Source organism: Shewanella scandinavica (genome assembly GCF_031932065.1).
GTDB lineage: Bacteria > Pseudomonadota > Gammaproteobacteria > Enterobacterales > Shewanellaceae > Shewanella > Shewanella baltica.
The window spans coordinates 113,367-134,784 of record NZ_JAUOES010000012.1; the positions used below are offsets into that span (position 1 = coordinate 113,367).

Genomic DNA, 21,418 nt, shown 5'->3' on the forward strand with positions numbered 1-21,418 from the left:
CCCTATGAAATACGACCGAGACTTCACCGCTAAGATTGTGCTGAGTTAGCTCGGTATCACGGCGGGTATTAAAACAGATTTCCCCGTAAGAGTTGCGGGCAAGTTGCTGATCAATAGTGGCAAAATTATGGCAATTACCGCTAAATCCATACACATTAATCACGTTTATAAATCTGAGAGTGGGGTGTCTTTGCCAAATCTGGGGTGTTTTTTCTCGTAGTCATCTTCTTTTCGAATATGCTTAAGCAGTGTTTCGAAGCTTTGCTTAAAGACGTCAAGTTCGGCGCAATAGACTACGGCATGGTGGGAAAACCAGTGCTGTTTTTCCCGCTCACGGTTACTGTAATCGGGCCAAATACGCAGCTCATACTCATCACCTATGACGACAATGACATAGGCGATGGCGCCATTGCTAAAGATGATGCATTGGGGCAGATAAACCAGCTCTTCACCTTTAAATAACTCATACCAGATTGCTTCGGTGCGCCAACTCACTATCGGTAGCGGCGCTTTGATAGAGCAACCAATGGAATGATGTTGATTGAACAATACGGCGTTAATGTCATCCATTGAAAAGGGCTGGTGATCGCCATTTTTAGCGGCAAGTGAATACAAAATATTCATTAAAAATGGCAGCTTAGTGCCATTGCCCGTTTTGCGGCCGCAGAGTTGTGCTTGGCGATAGTAGAGATTCATCATCAATCCTTAATGAGGCGTCAGCGCGCGGTCGGCGCTACCTTGAGCCGTGTAACTCACAAGGCTGTAAAGCGATAGCCGTTAAGTTATAAATGGCTTATGTTATCCGAATAGCGCGCTGCATGAGCTGGTTTGCGGTGTATTTTAGGGGCTCATTTGAAAGATACAAACTACATCAGCATTTTTTAGAATCTTAGTTTTGTCTGTTGGGCTTAGTGTTTGCAGGTTTTACCTTAGGAAACGAGATGTCTAATCCCTTTTCACCCCGCGAATGGCTGCAATTAACTATGCAGCAGCAAGGATTATTGCAGCCACAGACTTCGGTGGCTGAGACTATCTCGCGCCTCAGTTATGTGCAAATCGACTCGATTAATGTGGTTGAACGGGCGCATCACCATGTATTACATAGCCGTATGCCTGGATACCAGCCGAAGATGCTCGATTCGGCTTTAGCTAAGGGGGAGATCTTCGAGTATTGGTCCCATGCTGCGGCCTATTTACCGATTGCCGATTACCGGTTTAGTTTGCAACGTAAACAACAGTTGCAAAATGGCGGTAAGCATTGGTTTGAACCCGATGATAAAGTGATGCAGGAAGTGCGGGCGAGAATCCTTGCAGAAGGGCCGCTCAAGGCCAGTGATTTTGAACACAGTGAAGGTAAAAATGGTGCCTGGTGGGATTGGAAACCTGCGAAAAAAGCCCTAGAGCAGCTCTTTATGCGTGGTGAGTTGATGGTAGTGCGGCGGGAAAAATTCCAGAAGGTTTACGATCTCACTGCGCGGGTGTTACCCCAAGGTATTAATACTGAAGCACCAACAGAGGCTGAGTTTATCCGTTATCTGATTGATCGTTATCTCTATGCCCATGCCTTTGGCACAGCGGCGCAAATTGCCTATCTACGCAAAGGCTTAAAATCCGTTGTTGCCCAAGAGCTGGCAGAGATGCAGTCACGGGGGGTGTTAGCCAGTTTTAAGGCGGCAGGGCAAAGCTACTTTTACCACCCTGCATTGCAGTTTAATGCGCCATTACCCAATAAAGTCTGGCTGCTTAATCCCTTCGATAATTTGTTAATCCAACGGCAACGGCTAAAGCAATGGTTTGATTTTGATTATCAAATTGAAGTCTATGTGCCCGCCGAAAAGCGTCGGTATGGTTATTATTCTTTAGCGATTCTGTGGCGCGACACTTTTGTCGGCCGCGTGGATGTGAAAGCCGATCGCCAAACGGGCATCTTGTTATTGCAGCAATTGACCTTAGAAGCGGGCGTGATGGTGAATGGCCTAGATGAGGATTTCTGTGCTGCATTTGATATCGCCGTCAGTGAATATGCCCGCTTTAACGGCTGCGATCGCTGGAAGTTAGTTAAAGCAAATCATAAAGGCCTTAAGCAGAAGTACGCACGGCAACAAAAGTGTTAGTCATCAGTCGCTTTAATTGGAATGTCCATAAAGCGAAAGCAACCATAGAGTAAAATGAGATACAGCAGTGGCAAGGCTGCGGTGACTAAGGGTGACGAGGCTGTGCTATCGCTTGCGATGCGATAGCAGGGAATATATATGGCAGGATAAGCTAGGCTGCCCCACAGAAAACACTGATTCATTAATCGAGTGATAAAAGCGGGTTTGATACTTGATTGACTGGCCAGTCCCATCAAACTGGCGAGGAGTACTCCGGGATAAGTGAGTAGCGGCAGGCCACCAAGCAGGAGTAATGTCCAGCGTATTAGGTTCTCAAAAGTCGTCAATTCCACTGCGGTTTCCATCACGCTTATCGTCTTCCCTCTGTTGATGCTTTACCTCAATTACGCAGGCTTGCTGGTCTATTTTGCGGGTCTATATTGAGCTACGATCCCGTTGCATTTTGAGCCAGAATCCCTGTTGGCAAAGGTTACTGAAGGATTTCTGCTGCGGTGAAATAACGATTCCGCTCGATGCTATCACCCGATAGTTTATCCGATAGTCTTCGCAAACACTGTCTGATGCCGCCTCAATCATGAGTTGATCTTGTTCGGTTTGCTGGCAGATCACCACGCCATTATCGAAGTGATACAGCGTTTCTACTTCATGAATATCGAGGTCGTTATCTTGATAGCTATGGCTTTTACTCGAATGGCTCACTATCGACACTAAGCTTGGATATCCATGAATCGCAAGAATATAGCTGGCGAGTTGCTGCATTGTTTCCCCAAGTGACGCACTGCTCGAAGCGTTAAAAACAAAAAAGCACAGCTGCGCTTTCGCTCACCGTGCTTTATTCAATATGCGTAACGTAAGTTAGCCCGCAGCGTTGAGCTTTTTTTCTAACTCATTGACTTGAGCTTGCAGCGCTTCTAACTTTTCGCGGGTTTTCAGTAGCACATGTTGCTGCACATCAAATTCTTCACGGGAAACCATATCCAACTTGAGTAATTGATTTTGCAGAACTTGCTTGCTGCGCTCTTCAAATTCACCGGCAAATTGCTTCAGACCGCTGGGCAAACTTTCGCTCAGCTGTTTCGCCATTTCTTCAATTTTCTTTGGATTGATCATTATCTTGTCCGCCTCTTCAATGAATAGCTCGATTGTAACTCAGTGCGTTAGGTTTCAAAAGTAAAGCTAACGCGCCATGGCTTTAGTGAGTCGTTGTTGAGGCTTAAATCACAGCCAAGCATGTCTATTGGGTTGAGTTCTGCTCAGCCCAAGCGGGGATTTGTTAGCCTTAAAACCGCCGATTCTGCTATGATCCCATCCCTTTCTGTCGACTTGTTTGGATATTGCGCAAAGATGAAACTCAATCCCGCCCAAAACGATGCTGTTCATTATGTTTCAGGCCCTTGCCTAGTATTGGCGGGTGCGGGCAGTGGTAAGACGCGCGTAATTATCAATAAAATCGGTTACTTGGTCGAAAAATGCGGCTATAAGGCAAGCAATATTGCGGCGGTGACCTTCACCAACAAGGCTGCCCGTGAGATGAAAGAGCGGGTCGCTCAGTCCATGGGACGCAAAGAGGCCAGAGGCCTGTGGATTTCAACCTTCCACACCTTAGGGCTTGAAATCATTAAACGTGAGCATAAGGTCTTAGGCTTAAAGCCGGGATTTTCACTGTTTGATGATCAAGATACCTTGGCACTGCTCAAAGAGTTAACCCAAGACGAATTAGACGAAGATAAAGATTTACTCAAAGCGCTCGCCAGTACGATTTCAAACTGGAAGGGCGGTTTAGTTATTCCCGAGCATGCGCGCAAAATCGCTAAAGATGAGCAGCAGCATTTATTTGCCATGTTGTATCAGCGTTATGCCCAGCACATGAAAGCCTATAACGCCTTAGATTTTGACGATTTAATCCTGATGCCAACCTTATTGTTGCGGCATCATGAAGAAGTGCGTACCCGCTGGCAAACCAAGATCCAATACTTGCTGGTGGATGAATATCAAGATACCAATACCAGCCAATATGAAATGGTAAAGCTGTTAGTGGGTGATCGGGCGCGCTTTACCGTAGTGGGTGACGACGATCAGTCCATCTATTCATGGCGCGGTGCTAAACCACAAAACTTAGTGTTATTGGGTACGGATTTTCCGCAGCTTAAGTTAATTAAGCTCGAGCAGAATTACCGTTCTAGTCAACGGATCCTGCGGGCTGCCAACATTCTTATCGCGAACAATCCCCATGTTTACGATAAAGCGCTCTTTAGTGAGCTTGCTTATGGTGAGCCGCTGCGGGTGCTATTTGCCGCCAACGAGGAGCAAGAGGCTGAACGTGTGGTCGCGGAAATAGTGCGACACAAGTTTGTTGGCCGTACTCAGTTTGGCGACTATGCGATTCTGTATCGCGGCAACCATCAATCGCGGTTACTCGAGCGCGCGCTGATGACGAACCGCATTCCTTACAAATTGAGTGGTGGCACGTCATTCTTCGCCCGTGCTGAAATCAAAGACATCATGGGCTATCTAAAGCTGGTGGTGAATCCCGATGATGATAATGCTTTCCTGCGCATAGTTAACTTGCCTAAACGTGGCATAGGCCCATCTACTTTAGAGCGCTTAGGTAATTTCGCTAATGAGAAGCATATTTCTATGTTTGCGGCGATTTTTGAGCCTGAACTCAATCATCATTTGCCGCCGGCGGCCATGTCATCCCTGTATCAATTCGGTCGTTTCATTGTCGAGACAGGGGATCATGCAGAGCGTGGTGAACCTGTCGAGGCTGTGAAGCATTTGATCCGTAAGATCAATTATGAAGATTATCTATACGAAACCAGCACCAGTGCCAAAGCCGCTGAAATGCGGATGAAGAATATCTCAGAGCTATACCGTTGGGTAACTGAGATGCTCGCAGGTGATGAATTAGATGAGCCAATGACCTTACCTGAGGTCGTGACTCGACTGGCGCTCAGAGACATGATGGAGCGCAATAGTGAGGACGAAGGCGGCGATCAAGTGCAGTTGATGACCTTGCATGCTTCTAAGGGCTTAGAGTTCCCGTTTGTGTTTATGGTGGGAGTGGAGGAGCGGATCTTGCCCCATCAAACCAGCATAGATGAAGACAATGTCGATGAAGAGCGTCGCTTAGCCTACGTGGGCATCACTCGGGCTCAACGTGAACTGTGGTTTACCCTCTGTCGTGAAAGACGTCAATTTGGTGAAACCATGCGTTGTGAGCCGAGCCGTTTTTTGCTTGAGTTACCTCAAGATGATGTGGTGTGGGAAAATCGTAAACCACAGCAAACGGAGCAGGAGCGGATGCAGACTGGGCGAGCCAACATTTCTAGCTTAAGGGATATGTTTAAAAAATAACGAGCGTTTCGCTTACTGTTATTTAAAGTCAATCGCTCGGGTTTTATCTAGGCATATTCGAGCTGAGTACAGATCTGTGATTGGGTGTCGCTTAAGGTAAAAGTGTCGGCTAAAGCAGCCCCCTGACCCAGCTGATAACCCAGTTCACTGAAGATACGTTTTTGTTCAGGGCTATCAATACCATCGACAAAGGTTTGCAGTTCTAAGGTTGATGCCGTTTTTTGATAAGCGGACATTAATTTAAGCTGCTGTTCAGCGTGTATCTGTTTAGTGAGATTGGCGTCGAGCTTTAAGCCTTTAATCGGCAAAAACAATAAGCTATTTAATGCACTATAGCCGCTACCATAATGACTGATACCGAGTTTCACCCCGAGTTTCTGCAACAATTCAAAGCCATTGATATGATTTTCAGTCTCCTGCACTAGCGCTTTTTCATTAAAGAATAACCACAAATGGCTCAGGTTTAACTGGGTTTGCTTGAGGGTGTTTTTCAAACTGCGCAGTACGTGCTTATGCTTAAGATGTTGGCTTGAAAGCATCACATGTAATTCAATCGATTCATCATGTTGCTTAAGCAGTTCAGCATAAGTGCGATCTATGATGCTGATCGTATATTTATCGAGTTCAACAGTAAGATGTGATTGTTCGGCAAGCGCACTGAGTTGGTCTTGTTGCAAAAGTCCGCGCTGCGGATGTTGCCAGAACAAACGGCTTTCTAATGCATGCACTTGACCAGTGTTAAAATCGACGACAGGTAAATAACTGAGTTCGATTTCGGCATTGTGTAATGCATGCCGAAATTCATTTTCTAACTCGACATCCTGTATAGCTTGATGTTGGGCGCTATCATCAAAAATAACATAGCAACCCTTACCGTTGGCTTTCGCCTGATACATGGCAGTATCTGCATTACGTAACATAGATTCACTGGTATCGACTTTATGCTTACCACTGATGGTAATACCGATACTGGCGCCAGAGTTAAATTCCATGGTGCCGAGTCGATAGGGTTGGGATATTTTTTGGATCACTCTTTCTGATACATCTCTTGCATCGTTAATGTTGTTAATACTATCGAGCAAGATAACGAATTCATCGCCACCTAGGCGCGCTAAGGTGTCGTTATCACGAATGCAGGACTTGAGGCGGCTTGCGGTCTCAATTAAGAATTTATCGCCTTCTAAATGTCCCATAGTGTCGTTAATCTGTTTGAAGCGGTCGAGATCGATAAAGAGTAGGGCAAATTGTTCTAAGCTGTGGCGACGGACGTGCTTAATCGCGTGAGATAAGCGCTCCATAAACATAGCGCGGTTAGGCAAGCCTGTGAGCGCATCGTGCTTAGCATCGTGAACTAGCTTAGCTTCCATACTGCGGCGTTGTTGAATTTCTTTCTCAAGGTTTTGATTGAGTTCGGCTAACGCTTTCGTACGGTCGATGACTTTTTCTTCTAGCTCTTCATAACTGCGCTGCAAGGACTCAGCGGACAGTTTCTTCTCGATAGCAGAACCAATGTGTTGCGAGACAAATGTCAGTAATTCTAAGTCTTTGACCTGGTAATTCTGCGTCATGCTAAAACTGTAAATCGTCAAGGCACCACGTACTTGATCATGTATAAAGAGAGGAATACCAATCCATTGATGCATAGTCTGAGTATGATTTAATTCTGGTGCTTGGGAATACAGCTCACCAGAGGCGATTAACGCATTGATACTATTTTGATCTAACAGCAGTGGCCGCTTATGTTTGAGCACATATTCGGTTAAGCCGTCCTGTAGCGGCCGAGTTCCTGGGTGCTTATTGGCTAATTGCGAGACATAAAAGGGAAACGTGAGATGTGTTTCTGTGTCATCCAAAAGCGCAATGTAGCAATTGTTGGCAGGAATAAGATGTCGAATGACATTATGTAACTGGGCATAAAAGTCTGGGTTGTCGGCACTGGAACTGGCTAGTTCGGCAATTTCGAACAGTGATTTTTGTAAGCGCTCGGCTCTGCGTCTTTCATAGACTTCTAGTTTTAATTTATCATAGGCTTGGCTGAGTTCTCTGGTTCTTTGTTGAATGGCTTGTTCTAATTGCTCTTGATGCTTGAGCCGTTCCATCACTCCTGAAATATGGTGACAAATGAAGGTCATCAACTCGAGTTCGATTTCCCCATAGCTGACATTTGTGTCGTAGGTTTGTACGACTAACACTCCGGTTACTATGTCATCGTGTTTAATGGGCACGCCAAGCCATAAATGGCAGGGAGAACCTAAGTTAACGATTTCCTCTGCGGCAATCAGTTCATTGACTTTGTCATTATCACATAACAAAGCCTTACCCGTTCTAAGAACGTAGCCCGTTAATCCCTGTTGTAATAATGTTGATAATGATTGTTCTGGATAAAGCTCTGCAGGATGCGCGTCTTTTTCGTCGGCGAAAAAAGGGATAGCAAGCTCGCCAGTGCTGATATCAAGGGTTGAAATAAAAAAATTATCAGCGGGGATGAGTTGTTTTAGGTGGCTATGCACGCCGACATAGAATTCTTCGAGTGAAGAAGCATGGGTCGCAATATTGGATATTTCGAGTAATGCGTTTTGAATGATCTCAGCATGCTTATACTTATGCGCTAATTGTTTTAAACGAATAATTTTTTTGCGTAAGCGTTCAGCTTCATTTATACGAGGCTGGCCAGTTTCATCTTCATCCTTAAACATGATACTCACTAGTTAAATATAGGGTTGCATTTACCAAACACTATAATTAGCATGAAATACTGTAACATCCAAGTCATATTTTGGCTGCATTTTGCTTTAAAAGTCAGCTAATGTGATAAAACTTGAGCAGTCAGTAAAAAAAGTGCAAAACAGCTATAGACTCAAAGGGGATTTGACCCTAGTATATGCGGCGCTAACCAAGGCGAGCGCCCATAGCTCAGCTGGATAGAGCGCACCCCTCCGGAGGGTGAGGCCGAAGGTTCGAATCCTTTTGGGCGCACCAATTCCGAACAGAGTTGTGAGCTTTTAGGTTAGCAAGAATAAGTGAAAGTCAGTGGTGATTGTAGCTCAGTTGGTAGAGTCCCGGATTGTGATTCCGGTTGTCGTGGGTTCGAGCCCCATCAGTCACCCCATTTCATTTATTTTATATAAAGATTGATATTCTCGGTGATTAGCGCAGCCCGGTAGCGCATCTGGTTTGGGACCAGAGGGTCAGAGGTTCGAATCCTCTATCACCGACCAAATTCTTCGCATAGCTAGCGAGCTTAATGTAAGTTAAGTAAATAGTGAACAGTTTACGGTGATTAGCGCAGCCCGGTAGCGCATCTGGTTTGGGACCAGAGGGTCAGAGGTTCGAATCCTCTATCACCGACCAAATAAGTAAAAAAGCCTCAGCATTCTTAATGAATACACTGGGGCTTTTTTGCATCTGCGGTTTGCTGTTTGTATCTTGATTGGCATTAGAAGCCTTATTGCCAGAAAGCAGAGGTCGAATCCTCGCGCTTTTAACGTATCGACCAAATTCAACGCATCGAACAAATAAGCAGAAACACCTCAGCATTCTTAATCATTATGTAGGGGCTTTTTGGCATTTGTGCAATGTAGCTTCATACAGAAATTGTTTATGCGTTTGCTTAAACTCTGTGTAGACAATACAGATGTGCAACGGTATCAATATAGCCATTCTGTCGTTAGAAAAGTAAAAAGCTCCTTACGGAGCTTTTTGTTTTTAATTTCACTTCTTAATTCGGCTTAATCAAGACTCACCGGAGGGGCGATAAAGCCTTGATAGGCATCTGTTCTAAGCTCGTTAAAGCGCTCTAGCTGAGCTTTTTCTTGAATACCCGTCACTATGACTTGAATATCTAATCCTTTCGCTACGTTGATTAGCGCGCGGCAGAGCTCACTATTATGGTGTGTCTCATCATAGTAGGCGAAGGATTGATCGAGTTTCACATAACTCGGTCTTAATTCCTGTAGATAAGACATAGAGCCAAACTGACGGCCAAAGTGATCAATGCCGAACTTAGCGCCATTATCTCGAATAATGTTACATAAGTGCTGACACGACTTAAGATCGCTATAAACGCCTGCCTCAGGTATTTCGAAGCAGATCCGCTCAATAAATACGGCATTACGTAAGAAGTGATTGAGCCACTCATGGAACTGAGGATCGTTAATACTTTGGTGGGTTAAGTTAATCGCGAGCGGTTCATAGCTACGCTCTAGTATTTTTTGCTCGTAGACGGTTTCAATTAAGCATTTATCGAGCAAGGCACCGAGAGATAAGAGCTCGATATAAGGCATAAATTGCCCTGCATGGGCGAGTTGATCGCCGAGCTCTAATTGGCAATATAATTCCCGCTGCGCTATACCATCCCCATCGCAAAACTGGATAGGCTGCCATCTAAACTTAAACTTCTTATTACTGATGGCATGGCTAAGGTTATCCCGCCACTGTTCACGGGTGAATAGTTGCTGCTCTGTGGTTTCAAACCAATGGAATGTTTTATTCTCTTGTAACGCTTTTTGAAGGGCGTTGTCGGCTTGGGCCAAAATATCCGACACATTCATTTGCCCAATACGCTCCGCAATACCAATCGCAAAGTCTTCATTAGGCTTACAGCCTGCCTTCGACATTTCTTGGTTGACGGTGCGGATAAGCGTTTGTAAATATTTGCTGATTTGATCGTGTTCAACATCAGTCACTAAAAATGCAAATTCATAGGCGGCAATGCGGCCTATAACAGAAGGTGTTATTTCGTTTAACTGCAGCTGAAACTTCTCTGCCAAGATCCGTATGGTTTCATCCCGAACTTGGTAGCCATATTTGCTGTGCACTTCTTCGAGCCAGTCGAGTTTAGCGAGAAATAACGCGCCGCTGCTAGGTTCACTCAACCAACCATTTAAACGGCTCACTACGTATTGGCGGTTAGGCAGGCCTGACGCCGGATCGACAAGATTCTTCTTACGTAATGCGCCGACTTCTTCGTCGAGGGAATGGAATACTTGCTTTAACTGCGCCGACATACTGTTAAATGCGGTCACTAAGTCTTTCAATTCAGTGGTCTTAGGTAATGCCATGTCTGGGCCAAATTGGCGTGCCGCAATACTTTTCGCGTGTTCCGACAAAGTGTGTAGAGGTTTCAATATCCACGTTAAACCAATTCTTGCGGTAAAAATGGCGACGAGGAAAAGTAGAGAGAAGGCAATGATAGTATTGGACATGATTCGCCACAGCTCATGGTAACCAAACCCAGGATGAGCGGTTATCTCAAGTTGCGCGAGTTGCAACCAGCCAGAAGTGATAGTGCTTTGTTTTTTGATGGTTTTAAATAGATTTAAATTGATAAACCATTGAGGTACATCTTCAATTCTTAAAGGGTTATTCCACTCTTGTTGCTTACCATCCACCATCCATGTCAGCTTTACATTTTGATAATAGCCACCTTCAAAGATGACATTCACTAAGGTTTCTGCCGCTGCGGTATCGCCAGCTTGAAGTGCTGGAGTAAGCATTAGACCAAGTGAAGTGCTGGCATTGTTTAGATCTGACTCCATTTGCTTGGTTAAAAAGCTTTGAGTCTCAGTAAATTGCACATAGCCAAGGCTTGCAACTACGAGCAAAAATAGGCTAAAAAGCAGCGAATAAATCTGTCTAAACAGTGTCATTTTTGGTGCTACTCCAGTTTTAATTTTGGTTGTCTAAGGCGGTCAACACCTAATCTATGGTTAAGATCGTTCCATTTTTCTAGCCGTGTTGACGAACCCGCTAGTACACCTCGACCTTGCTCTTTATTGAGCCATAACTGTTTACCGTTAAAGCTATAAACAGGTAGTAGATCTTTTCTTTTGGTGGCGGGCTTTATTTCATGATCAAGATTATCGAGAACTAAGGGGATCGATGCTGGTGTCTCATAGTAAGCCAATACCATGTGGTATTGATTCACCGTAGTCGCTTTAACCATAGTGATCCGCATCTTGTCCTCTTGCACGCCAAGTTGGAGCAAGGTGAAGTATTTAGCGATCGAAAAATCTTCGCAGTCACCACCATTCACGCCAATAAACTCCATCGGCGTTGCCCAATAATTTGACTCACCCCATAATTTACTGTCATCAATAAAGCGGAATAAGTTGAAAAAGTTATTTACTTTCAATAGCTTTTCTTTTTCATCTAGCGTACTTGCTTCCGATAACACTTTGAACCAAGCCCTAGCTCGCATCCCTGCACGCTCACCATAATGTTTTTCAAGGGTTGAAGTGATCTTCCCTTCATCAAGGTTTTGTGTGGGGGCAGCATATAGGCAGCATATGCCTAAGGCTGACGCTATGAGGCTAAAGCGGCAGACTCGCAATAATGAATGTTTATAACCAAGTCTGCCGTTCATAACCTAATGTGTGAGTCCTTTATTGTGTGTTGTCATCGACCGAGTAAATCGTCCATTTCATGTCCGTGGCCGTATCATCACCGGTCACTTCAGCCACGACACGGCGGTTACGAATTTCAGCCTCTGGAGTACGTTCTAACACCACTGGATTACTAGAACCATAGCCTTTAGCTGTGAGCCGGTTTCTATCGATACCAAAGCGTTCTGCTAACACTGCTGTGACTGCATCGGCACGTTCTTGGGACAATACTAAGTTGCGCTCATAGGTTCCCGTGCGGCTAGTGTGCCCTTCAATTGTCACTTTAGTCGTTGGGTATTGTTGTAAAAATACCGCGACTTCCTCAATTTGAGGATAGTACTCTGGTGCAATATAAGCAGAGTCATTTGGGAATAAAATGCTTAACTCTTTACGCTCGTTAATCGCTTTGATTTTGCCACAGCCATAGTTGTCAGTGCCGGCACCTTGTGCGGTATCATTACAGCGTTCACGGGCCTCAATAACACCATCTCCATCTTTATCTGATAGATCATAGGCTTGAGTTGTGGTCATTTCGTCAATATTAACTGTATCGCGCATTGAACAACCAGCTAAAATCGTGACACTGAGAAAAAAGATTATCGTTTTCATTGGTTGGCTCCTCCTTCATAGTTGCGTTCTCCACGCCATGCTTCAGGTCTGGTGACTCTGAGAGAGTCTAATAAGCGTCCAGTGGAATTTAGCACGCGATACTTAGCAATGATTTCATCATACTCTGCCTGTAAATAGTCTTTACGAGCTTCGAAGAGCTCATTTTCGGTATCCAACAAGTCGAGAAGACTGCGTTGGCCTAAATTGAACTGTTGTGCATAGGCTGATTGGGTATCTTTTGCGGCTATAACATGGTCTCGGATGTATTGCTTTTGAGGTGCCAGTAATTCAAATGCGTTCCAAGCGAGATTGACGCCTTCCACTACTTCGCGCTGGGCACGCTGACGGATTTCTTTGGCTTCACCAAGTTTGTAGGCCGTTTCTTTCTCACGGGCAAGATCTTTACCGCCCGAGAATAAGTTATACTTTACTCGAACCATGGCCATTAAATCATTGCTATAGCCACCCACATCACTGCGGAAGGCTCCTGCGCCAGAGATACCATCTTCGCCGCCGACATCATTATTCCAATTACCATTCAGCTCCAAAGACACCTGAGGGTAGTAATTAGATTGTACTGAAGAGCGCTCATTTTCTGCGGCGCTAATATCGTTTGCTGCAGATTTGAGTATGGGGTGATTCTCCTGTGCTGCGATAATGCCAGAGCTTAGATCCTTTGGCAGCATTTCTGCATCGGGCACTGGTAAGATTAAGTCTGCTGGTGCCGATTCTACAATTCTGATGTATTGCGCTTTTGCATCAAGTAAATTGTTACGAGCAGAAATCACGTTGGCATTAGCCCGCGCCAAACGTCCCGTGATTTGAGAGAGATCTGCAATTGAGCCTAAACCTGAATCAGTACGTTGCTTGATTTGGTCATAAATTTCTTTATGGCTGTTAAGGTTTTTCTCTGCTAATTTCAGCACTTCATCAGTGCGCAAATAGTTGAGGTATACCTTAGTGACATCGAGCGCCATATCTTCAGCTGTAGCAAGCAGCGCCCATTGGTCTGCACTGGCTTCAAAGCTATAACGATCAACTTCACTGCTAGTATAGAAACCATCGAAGAGCATTTGTTTTAGGCTAACACCAAACTCTCCGCGGTTTAATTCTGCCACTCCTTTGCTATCGACATCACCGACATTTGGTCGTCTACGAGTCGACACGCTGTCAGTTTGTTCGTAGCCGTAGCCGCCACTGACATCAATCGTCGGCATATAACCTGCTATTGCTTGATTAACTTGTTCTTCGCGCGCTTTAAAGCGGTTGAAGGCAACACGTAAATCAGGGTTCGTATCAAGCGTATGTGCAACGGCTTGCTCTAACGTCTGGCTTTGAGCCGATAAAGGTAACAGAATTAATGACAGCACTATGGCTATCTTTGAACATTGAAATTGTCGTTTTGCTGAAGTCTTCATGACCAACCTCCCGGTTTATAAAAAGGCTTAGTGCTCTCTGAGCGCTGTGTCCTTAGCCCTTAAAATTGGATTTAAAATGTACTCAAGTATGGATCTTTGCCCCGTGATAACGTCAACCGAAGTCAACATTCCCGGAATAATTGGCATCTGTGTGCCATCGTTTTTGGTTAAACTGGATTCTGCAGTTCTGACTCTAATGAGGTAAAAACTATTACCTTCTTCATCTTGAGACGTATCAGCGCTGATGTGTTCAACTGTTCCTTTAAGACCACCATAGCGGGTAAAATCATAGGCGGTAATCTTTACCACTGCCGGCAATCCTGGGTGTAAGAAGGCGATATCTTTAGGCAAGATTTTGGTTTCAATCAGTAGCTGATCTTCCGATGGCACTATTTCGATAATATCGACACCTGGTTGCACAACGCCGCCGAGTGTATTGATATGAGTGGTTTTAATGGTGCCATTAACTGGGGAGGTGATAATCGCTTTGCTGACTTTATCCTGTGCACCCACTTGTGCTTCATTCATGCGAGACAGGCGGGTTTGGGTTTCATTAAGCTGTGCGCGTAGATCGGCGGCATAGACGAATACAGCTTCACGGCGTTTTAAGATGGCTTCATCCATCGCCGCTTTGACTTTAGGGCGCAGTAGGCGCATTGAATTCAATTCGCCTTGCAAATCGTTCACAGTACGTTCAAGTTTGAGTAGTTCAACTTCAGGAACGATACCTTTTTTAGCTAACGGCCGAGTGAGCTCAAGCTCACGGGAGATCAGCTGCATACTGGTGGTTAATGTCGTTGTTTTAGACGCAAGATCATCAATTTCTTGTTGTCTTTGTTGAATTTGACGGACCAAGATTTCAAGTTGGTTACTTAAATTATCTAACCGTCCGTTGTATTCTTCTTGCTGCCTTTTAACTAAGGCAGGTTCCGCGGTAATGATGCTCTCAGGAAATACTAAGGCTTTTTTAGTAACGAGCACTTGCTCGCGCCAGTCTGATGTCATGTCTGATATGAGAATGCTATCGAGTTCCGCGCGCATACGAATAGCATTGGTTTTTAAGCCCAAAACCTCTTGCTCTTGCTGAGCAAAATCAGAGCGGAAGCGGGTATCATCAATACGTACTAAAGGTTGGCCTTTCGTTACCATTTCACCTTCTTGTACATATAGCTCTTGCATGATGCCGCCATCTAAACTCTGGATGACTTGGACTTGTGATGAGGGGATGACTTTCCCCGAACCAGTGGTGACCTTGTCTAATTTAGCAAACCCTGCCCACAGTAAAAAACACACAACCATAGCTGCAAGTGCCCATATGATTAATCTGTGCCCGCTGGGAGCGTCCGTCATCATGGCGCCGTAGACATCATCAACCATGTCTAAGTCATTTGCGGTTAAATTTTTACTCATCTTTTAGCTTCTCCATTCACGAGGCCAAAATTGAGTTTTTCTAACACCTCTGCCTTGGGACCATCAGCGACCACATGGCCGCGTTCGAGTACGATAATGCGATCGACGAGCTGCAGCAGATGCATCTTATGGGTAATAAGAATTAAGGTTCTGTCTTTGCTGACATTCTGCATTGAGCGAATAAATTGTTGTTCCGCGCGCGCATCCAAGCTGGCGGTGGGCTCATCCATTAACAATACTGGCGGATCATTAAGAGTCGCCCGTGCGAGGGCAACCGTTTGTCTTTGTCCACGACTAAGGGACATACCGCCTTCGCCAACCTGTTGATCTAGGCCTTCAGCTTCCAAATGCGTAAATTGACTGACACCTGAAAGCTGCACCGCACGGATAAGCTGATGTTCTGTCACTTGGCGAGTACCAAAGAGAATGTTATCTCTGATCGTGCCATGAAATAGGGTGACATCCTGTGGCAAATAACCAAAATTACGGCGTAGATCGCTAGGATGAATTTGCGCCGAATCGACACCATCGTAACGAAGGCTACCAGTTGTTGGTTGAAACAGCCCGACGAGAAGTTTTGCTAAGGTACTCTTACCTGAACCATTGCGGCCGATAATCGCAACCCGTTCACCAGGGTTAATCGTTAATGAGAGCGGGTGAAGCACGGGTTTTTCTGAACCGGGATAACTAAATCCAACATGGTCAGCATTAATTTTACCAATTAAACGCTGCTTACTTACTAGGTGGCCTTTGTTTTCAAATTCGTCTTCTTGCTGCATTAACTCATCAAGTTGACGTAGTGCGCTGGCAGTATGGTTAGCTCGCGTCATTAATCCAGCTAACTGTGCCATAGGTGCTATGGCTCGGCTTGAGAGCATGACCGCTGCAATGATACCGCCCATAGAAATGAGGTTATCCGACACGCGGTAAACCCCTAAAATAACCACGCATACCACGGTAAATTGCACGATAAAATTGGCAGTATTTGATACCGAGTTTGAGAGTTTTTTGGATTTTAATTGCCAGTTAGCACTGTGGCCGATCATCTGTTGCCAGCTTTTTTGAACAATACCTTCTGCGCCATTGGCTTTAATCGACTCAAGTGCAGATAAACTCTCAATCAAATGCCCATGTTTTAAGCTGGAAAATTTATTACCTTCCTCAATAGCCGCTTTTAATTTGGGTTGAGTATAAAGTGTAAAGCCGATAATGATTAAGCCGCCTACTACGGGGATCACCGCTAAATCGCCAGCAACAACGTAAATCACAATGACGAAAAATAGTGCAAATGGCAGATCGACTAAGGTTGTGATGGTGGCTGAGGTCAAAATCTCCCTGATACTATCAAACTCTCCGAGTTGTTTAGCCATGCCACCGATACTCGGTGATCGTTTTTCAAGCGGTATGCCAATGGCTTTTGCAAATAGGCGAGAAGATACGATGATGTCAACTTTTTTACCTGCCACATCAATCAAATAGCTTCTTAATTGCCGCATAACTAGATCAAATAAATAGGCGATTGATGCACCAATTGCGAGTACCCATAAAGATTCAAAAGCGAGATTGGGAACCACTTTGTCGTATACATTCATAATGAATAGTGGGGATACGAGCGCAAATAAATTGACCAGTACCGAGGCGATTAACGCATCTCGATAAATAGGTGCGGAATCTTTTAAGGTTTTGACTAACCAGTGGGTTTTATTATCGTGTAAATAGACATCAAACCCCATGTCGCCACGATATTCTTGCTTGACTAAGAATAAGTAGCCTACATATAAGGTTTCAAGTGACTCAATAGTGAGTACTTCTTCACCGCCAGTCTCAGGAAGTTGGATCACTGCGCGATCAGATTCGAGGTCAAATTCTCGCAGAATACAGGCTTTCTTATCTTTTAATAACAAAATACAAGGTAGCAATATTGGCGATATCTCATTTAAGCCTTTACGAGATAATTTTGCCGCTAACCCTGCTCGAGATGCTGCTTGTGGAAGCAGATCGGGAGTTAACACTGCTCCAGACAAAGGCAAGCCCGCCGCAAGTGAATCACTTGAGCATGGATTACCAAAATGTTCAGTAAGAAGCACTAAACAATCTAGCAGTGGGTCAACAATAACTCGCTGTGATGCAGAAATTGTCCACTGCTCAACCTTTTCAGACGCTGTAACAGGCACCTAATTATCTATCCTTTGATTTTATTATGATTCTTATAAGTATCCACTAGGGAGGCCTATATTTCTATAGACCCCCTAGGTATTAAGGATAATAGTTTTTTTGCTTATGGCTCAATTGACTTTAATGGATCAAGTTTCACCTCAAGGTCGACCGGGGCAGGCTGGGTATCAATGATTAGCGGACCATTACCATTGGTTCCGAGTAATCCATTAATAATACCTGCATTATTCGTTGCGCCATATTGGCTATAGAGGTTAACCCCATCAAGCACAATATGTTGATCGAACGTGCCATCCTTGTTTGCATCGATATCGATCACGGTTGAACCATTGTTTAAGCTAAAGTTTAGATAACTTTCTAACGTATTAGCCGTTTCACCTTGAAGTAAATCACTGAGATCTAGCTTATCTTCACTCACCTTAAAGTCCATAATGTGGTCAGTACCTTTGTCTGCATCCGCATAGCGCCATACGAAGGTATCTGCGCCACTATCACCACGCAGCACGTCATTACCAAGGCCACCGATCAGGGTGTCATTGCCGTCACCGCCACGTAAACCATCAATGCCTTCGCCGCCAATCAACAGATCGTTACCACCGCCACCATGAACAACTTGGCTGCCTTCGCCGCCGTTGACGGTGTCGTTGCCAGAACCCAAATTGACAGTGTCTGTTTTGGGTTGCAGCGGTTGCAAAACATCGCTCTTGAGCGAGCCAACATTTGTCGTGATGGAATCTTGCGTCATAAACTTACTGGCAAGAAGTTCAGCCTGAGTCACGACCGAATTATTCGTGTTGGGTAATGAGCTGCCGGTGTTTACGACATTGTTGGCTGTAGATATGCCTAACTCCACATAGTCGTTGCTTGCACCAGCATTTATCAACAACTCAGTGCTCTTGTCGATGTATTGAGTCGAGGCGGCCGCTCCAACTGAGCCATAACCACTCAGGCTGACAGCAAATTGTGCTAAGCCGTTCTCCCAATTTGTCATGATGAATGAATCAACACTCTGACCACCTGTCACTGTTGCCGGCAGCACAGTTACAGGGAAGGTCGTGGTGGTGGTGGCTTTATCACTGTTGCTGGATTCAGTTGCTGTTGCCACGACAGTGATGTTAATGGTGCCGGTCGTCACTGGTTTGAGCAGCAGGTTGCTCTTGTTCCAGGAACTGATATCTGCTGTGCCATCAGCGCCGATAGTGAGAGTGTTCACACCATCTGTGAGTACAGACCCAACAGGTAGCCCTTGCAGTTTGATACTGAGTGACTCAGAACCGTCAGTGTCAACGAGATTGGCGCTGATATTGCCAAGTTTGATGAATGAACCGCTGTATCCCATATTGTCTACTGCGCGGAATGCAAGGTTATCCATGATGGCACCCACTGAATCCGCATTATCGGCTTCAAACAGTAGACGATAATTACCACTGGTCCCCACTGGCAAGGTAACTTTTTGATCTTTCAGCCAACCCGAAGTGGTTGGGTTGAAGTCGTAAAGCATAACTGCCTGTGCCATGATAGGGTTACCGTTGGCATCCAGCGGTACCAGTTTGATAGTAAGGCCGGAGGTCGCGGCGCTATTCACGCGCGCCGCAATATCAAAGCCCAGCTCATAGAACCGACCTGCCTCCAAGCGCATGTCGGTATAGAGAGTCTTATCGCCGTTATTGAACTCGATTTCCATTACCTTGTTGTTTGAGCTGCCTTCAAGGTAAGTTTTTTCCAGACCCACTTCAATCTTGCCGCCAGCGTTACTGGTATGCCAAGTTCCGATGGTATTTAGGCCCTTAATGTCATTAGCTTTAATACCATCCCAACTGCCAGAGAACTTGGCATCTTCAAAGTTGATGGCTGCAACAGAGGTGTAACCATTCATTATCAGATTAGGGGCATCTGCCACTGCTTGAACAGTGATATTCAAGGTACTTGTGGCACCGGTATTAGTGGTGTAACTGATTTCTGGTAATGAACCGTTCCAGTGATCTTTTGGATCGAAGCTGTATTCACCATTTGCTTTTAATTGCAGCGAGCCTTCAGGCAATTGATACCAAGTATTGCCTGCATTATAGGTCACGCCATTCACTTGGAAACTGGTTACGGATAATGTGTTATCCACATCCGTATCATTTTCCAGCACGTACCCTTTCGCTAAGGTATCCTCTGCAACGGTTTTGTTATCTGGTTTGGTCACTGTTGGATCATTAACAGGCGTTACCACGATAGTTAACGTGCTTGTTGCTCCTGTATTTGTCGTGTAGGTAATCACAGGGACTTGGCCGTTCCAATCAGCCGCGGGTGTAAAGGTGTAGCTACCGTTAGCATTGAGAGTCAGTTCACCCTCTGCCAAAGTAATTTTACTGCCCGCAGTATGCTGAGTGGTATCGTTAGCCACAGTGAAATGGCTGACTGATGTATTTTTATTGCCATCATTTTCCAGCACATTACCGATTACAGCAGTATCTTCAGGACCACTTTTTTCATCTTGAACTGCTTTAAGCGCATTCGCATTAACGGTATTTACATTAATGGTGAGTAATGCGCTGGATTGATCACCATCAGCATCTTGCATGGTGTAGGTAAAGGTTTCCTTTGCTCCAGCCGGAATTGCTGAGGCGTTGGCTGTTACTGTGTAAGTGTAACTACCATCGGCGAATAGGATTAACGTACCGTATTGGCCATTGATAATGGTTCCAATATTGCCAGTGGTGCCTGAGCCTGTTTGGTTGCCAGCTGCGGCACCAATTACCGTGATATCGTCATCAGCACCGATTACGTCATTAGCTAACACATTGCCAGTAGTTGAGGGTAATTCGTAACCATTACCAGCAACTACACGCACAACTAGTTCATAGCTATTTGCTGCATTTTCAGCCGTTCTAATTTCAGTGACGATTTGATTGGTACCTGGAATTCTAAAACCTATCACCTGTAGTGTATAAAGTGCACCAGCATGCTCAAAAGTTACATTAGTATTGCCGACCTTGATAATATCTTTTGAGGCTTCAGGATCGTTGTCGTTGTTAGGTGTTTCATTGTGGTCAAAGTTGACTTTGAGAGTTACAGGTGTGACCACACCATAGGCATCAGTAACCGAAAAGGTGACATCCATGGTTGCTTTTGTGATAGCGCCACCAGAAGAGATAGGGAAGTTATAGTGGGTAAAGGTACCCAAAATAATATCTTGGTTTAAGGCAAACTGACCATTTAATGCACTGTCATTATCGATAAAACCATAACCAGATTTATAGGTATTCGTTGGATTGCCCCATCTGATTTGATCTAAACCACTGTCATTATCCGTGCCGCCACCATTAGGATTATTGTTACCATCGAATCTGGTCACGCTTGTGCCATTTGTCCAATTAGTCCAATTTGCCTCCACGCCAGAGACTCTAAAGCTGTCTACGATCACATTGACACTGCCTGTGTCGTCGTTGGCATCAGGGACATCATCAACAATTTTTACATCAAGGCTACCATTGGCTTGGCTACCATCCTTATCCACAACGGTTACCGCAAAGCTATCAAAATAGCTATTATTAGTCGCCCCTGTCGCAGAGTCATTATCCACATTGTCATTTAGCGTATAGCTATAGCTAATTGAACCACCGTTGGTATCCCCTGTAAAACCTGTAAGCGTTAATACGCCATAAGCGGTAGGAATGCTCACCATATTAGAGCTTAGCGCAAGTAACGCTGCTAAATTAAAGGTTTGTCCGGCAATGGTGATAGAGGCCAAACCATCTACAGAGGTAAAGCTAAAATTACCAGTCTGAGTCAGCGCATTGCTATTAGGCGCAGAACCCGTTGAAAGGTTAGCTTCGCTAACAGTTAGCTCACCATCCTGGACATTGAGTCCGCCTAAAGAAACTCCGTCATTAGATGGGGTCACGGTGATGTTCAGGGTCGCGGTGGAACCGGTGTTGGTGGTGTACGTAATGACCGGGACTGC

General features: G+C 45.0%; 14 protein-coding genes and 4 tRNA genes. 6 read left to right on the forward strand and 12 right to left on the reverse strand.

All coding sequences use genetic code 11. The features are described 5' to 3' along the window. Window positions 1-165: 165 nt before the first annotated feature. Entirely contained in the window at window positions 166-696 is a 531-nt protein-coding gene (locus Q4Q50_RS12520; RefSeq protein WP_311899564.1) for a hypothetical protein, read from the reverse strand. Window positions 697-941: 245 nt separating this feature from the next. Here Q4Q50_RS12520 and Q4Q50_RS12525 point away from each other — a divergent pair, with 245 nt between their 5' ends. Next, window positions 942-2,114 carry a winged helix-turn-helix domain-containing protein gene (locus Q4Q50_RS12525; protein ID WP_311899565.1) on the forward strand — a complete coding sequence of 391 codons (1,173 nt, stop codon included), beginning with the start codon at window positions 942-944 and terminating at the stop codon, window positions 2,112-2,114. Here the strand turns inward: Q4Q50_RS12525 and Q4Q50_RS12530 are convergent. The 3 genes from Q4Q50_RS12530 to ubiK form a co-directional block, all read right to left on the reverse strand. Further along, entirely contained in the window at window positions 2,111-2,458 is a 348-nt protein-coding gene (locus tag Q4Q50_RS12530; protein WP_259483709.1) for a hypothetical protein, read from the reverse strand. The two genes, Q4Q50_RS12525 and Q4Q50_RS12530, sit on opposite strands and share 4 nt — an antisense overlap. Before the next feature lie 70 nt (window positions 2,459-2,528). Next, the gene (locus Q4Q50_RS12535) at window positions 2,529-2,873 is read right to left on the reverse strand and encodes a hypothetical protein (RefSeq protein WP_311899566.1); all 345 of its coding nucleotides are present in this window, start codon (window positions 2,871-2,873) and stop codon (window positions 2,529-2,531) included. Window positions 2,874-2,969: 96 nt separating this feature from the next. Beyond that, window positions 2,970-3,224 (reverse strand): ubiquinone biosynthesis accessory factor UbiK, encoded by a 255-nt coding sequence (ubiK, locus tag Q4Q50_RS12540; RefSeq protein ID WP_006083441.1) that lies wholly within the window; start codon window positions 3,222-3,224, stop codon window positions 2,970-2,972. Window positions 3,225-3,458: 234 nt separating this feature from the next. Here ubiK and rep point away from each other — a divergent pair, with 234 nt between their 5' ends. After that, the gene (gene rep / locus Q4Q50_RS12545; RefSeq protein ID WP_311899567.1) at window positions 3,459-5,471 is read left to right on the forward strand and encodes a DNA helicase Rep; all 2,013 of its coding nucleotides are present in this window, start codon (window positions 3,459-3,461) and stop codon (window positions 5,469-5,471) included. A gap of 47 nt (window positions 5,472-5,518) precedes the next feature. Here the strand turns inward: rep and Q4Q50_RS12550 are convergent, their stop codons facing one another. Further along, on the reverse strand, window positions 5,519-8,167 hold the full coding sequence (locus tag Q4Q50_RS12550) for a sensor domain-containing phosphodiesterase (protein WP_311899568.1): 2,649 nt from the start codon (window positions 8,165-8,167) through the stop codon (window positions 5,519-5,521). Window positions 8,168-8,373: 206 nt separating this feature from the next. Here Q4Q50_RS12550 and Q4Q50_RS12555 point away from each other — a divergent pair. The 4 genes from Q4Q50_RS12555 to Q4Q50_RS12570 all read left to right on the forward strand — a co-directional run bounded on the left by Q4Q50_RS12555 (window position 8,374) and on the right by Q4Q50_RS12570 (window position 8,822). After that, a tRNA-Arg gene (locus Q4Q50_RS12555) sits at window positions 8,374-8,450 on the forward strand. Between the two features lie 54 nt (window positions 8,451-8,504). Continuing rightward, a tRNA-His gene (locus Q4Q50_RS12560) sits at window positions 8,505-8,580 on the forward strand. A 32-nt stretch (window positions 8,581-8,612) separates the two neighbouring features. Beyond that, window positions 8,613-8,689, forward strand: a tRNA-Pro gene (locus tag Q4Q50_RS12565). Between the two features lie 56 nt (window positions 8,690-8,745). Further along, window positions 8,746-8,822, forward strand: a tRNA-Pro gene (locus tag Q4Q50_RS12570). Between the two features lie 377 nt (window positions 8,823-9,199). On the opposite strand, the gene Q4Q50_RS12575 is transcribed toward Q4Q50_RS12570, so the two are convergent. The 7 genes from Q4Q50_RS12575 to Q4Q50_RS12605 all read right to left on the reverse strand — a co-directional run. Further along, entirely contained in the window at window positions 9,200-11,119 is a 1,920-nt protein-coding gene (locus tag Q4Q50_RS12575; protein ID WP_311899569.1) for a bifunctional diguanylate cyclase/phosphodiesterase, read from the reverse strand. Between the two features lie 8 nt (window positions 11,120-11,127). Then, window positions 11,128-11,835 carry a transglutaminase-like cysteine peptidase gene (locus tag Q4Q50_RS12580; RefSeq protein WP_006083437.1) on the reverse strand — a complete coding sequence of 236 codons (708 nt, stop codon included), beginning with the start codon at window positions 11,833-11,835 and terminating at the stop codon, window positions 11,128-11,130. Between the two features lie 19 nt (window positions 11,836-11,854). Beyond that, the gene (locus Q4Q50_RS12585) at window positions 11,855-12,463 is read right to left on the reverse strand and encodes an OmpA family protein (protein ID WP_311899570.1); all 609 of its coding nucleotides are present in this window, start codon (window positions 12,461-12,463) and stop codon (window positions 11,855-11,857) included. Next, window positions 12,460-13,881: a TolC family outer membrane protein gene (locus Q4Q50_RS12590; protein ID WP_311899571.1), complete on the reverse strand. Its 1,422-nt coding sequence runs from the start codon at window positions 13,879-13,881 to the stop codon at window positions 12,460-12,462. The genes Q4Q50_RS12585 and Q4Q50_RS12590 overlap by 4 nt, the downstream gene beginning before the upstream one ends. Before the next feature lie 27 nt (window positions 13,882-13,908). Beyond that, the gene (locus Q4Q50_RS12595; RefSeq protein ID WP_106649185.1) at window positions 13,909-15,291 is read right to left on the reverse strand and encodes an HlyD family type I secretion periplasmic adaptor subunit; all 1,383 of its coding nucleotides are present in this window, start codon (window positions 15,289-15,291) and stop codon (window positions 13,909-13,911) included. Continuing rightward, window positions 15,288-17,465 (reverse strand): type I secretion system permease/ATPase, encoded by a 2,178-nt coding sequence (locus Q4Q50_RS12600; protein ID WP_311899572.1) that lies wholly within the window; start codon window positions 17,463-17,465, stop codon window positions 15,288-15,290. The genes Q4Q50_RS12595 and Q4Q50_RS12600 overlap by 4 nt, the downstream gene beginning before the upstream one ends. A gap of 104 nt (window positions 17,466-17,569) precedes the next feature. Then, window positions 17,570-21,418, reverse strand: a 3,849-nt coding sequence (locus tag Q4Q50_RS12605; protein ID WP_311899573.1) for a cadherin-like domain-containing protein, incomplete at its 5' end; no start/stop codon positions are given.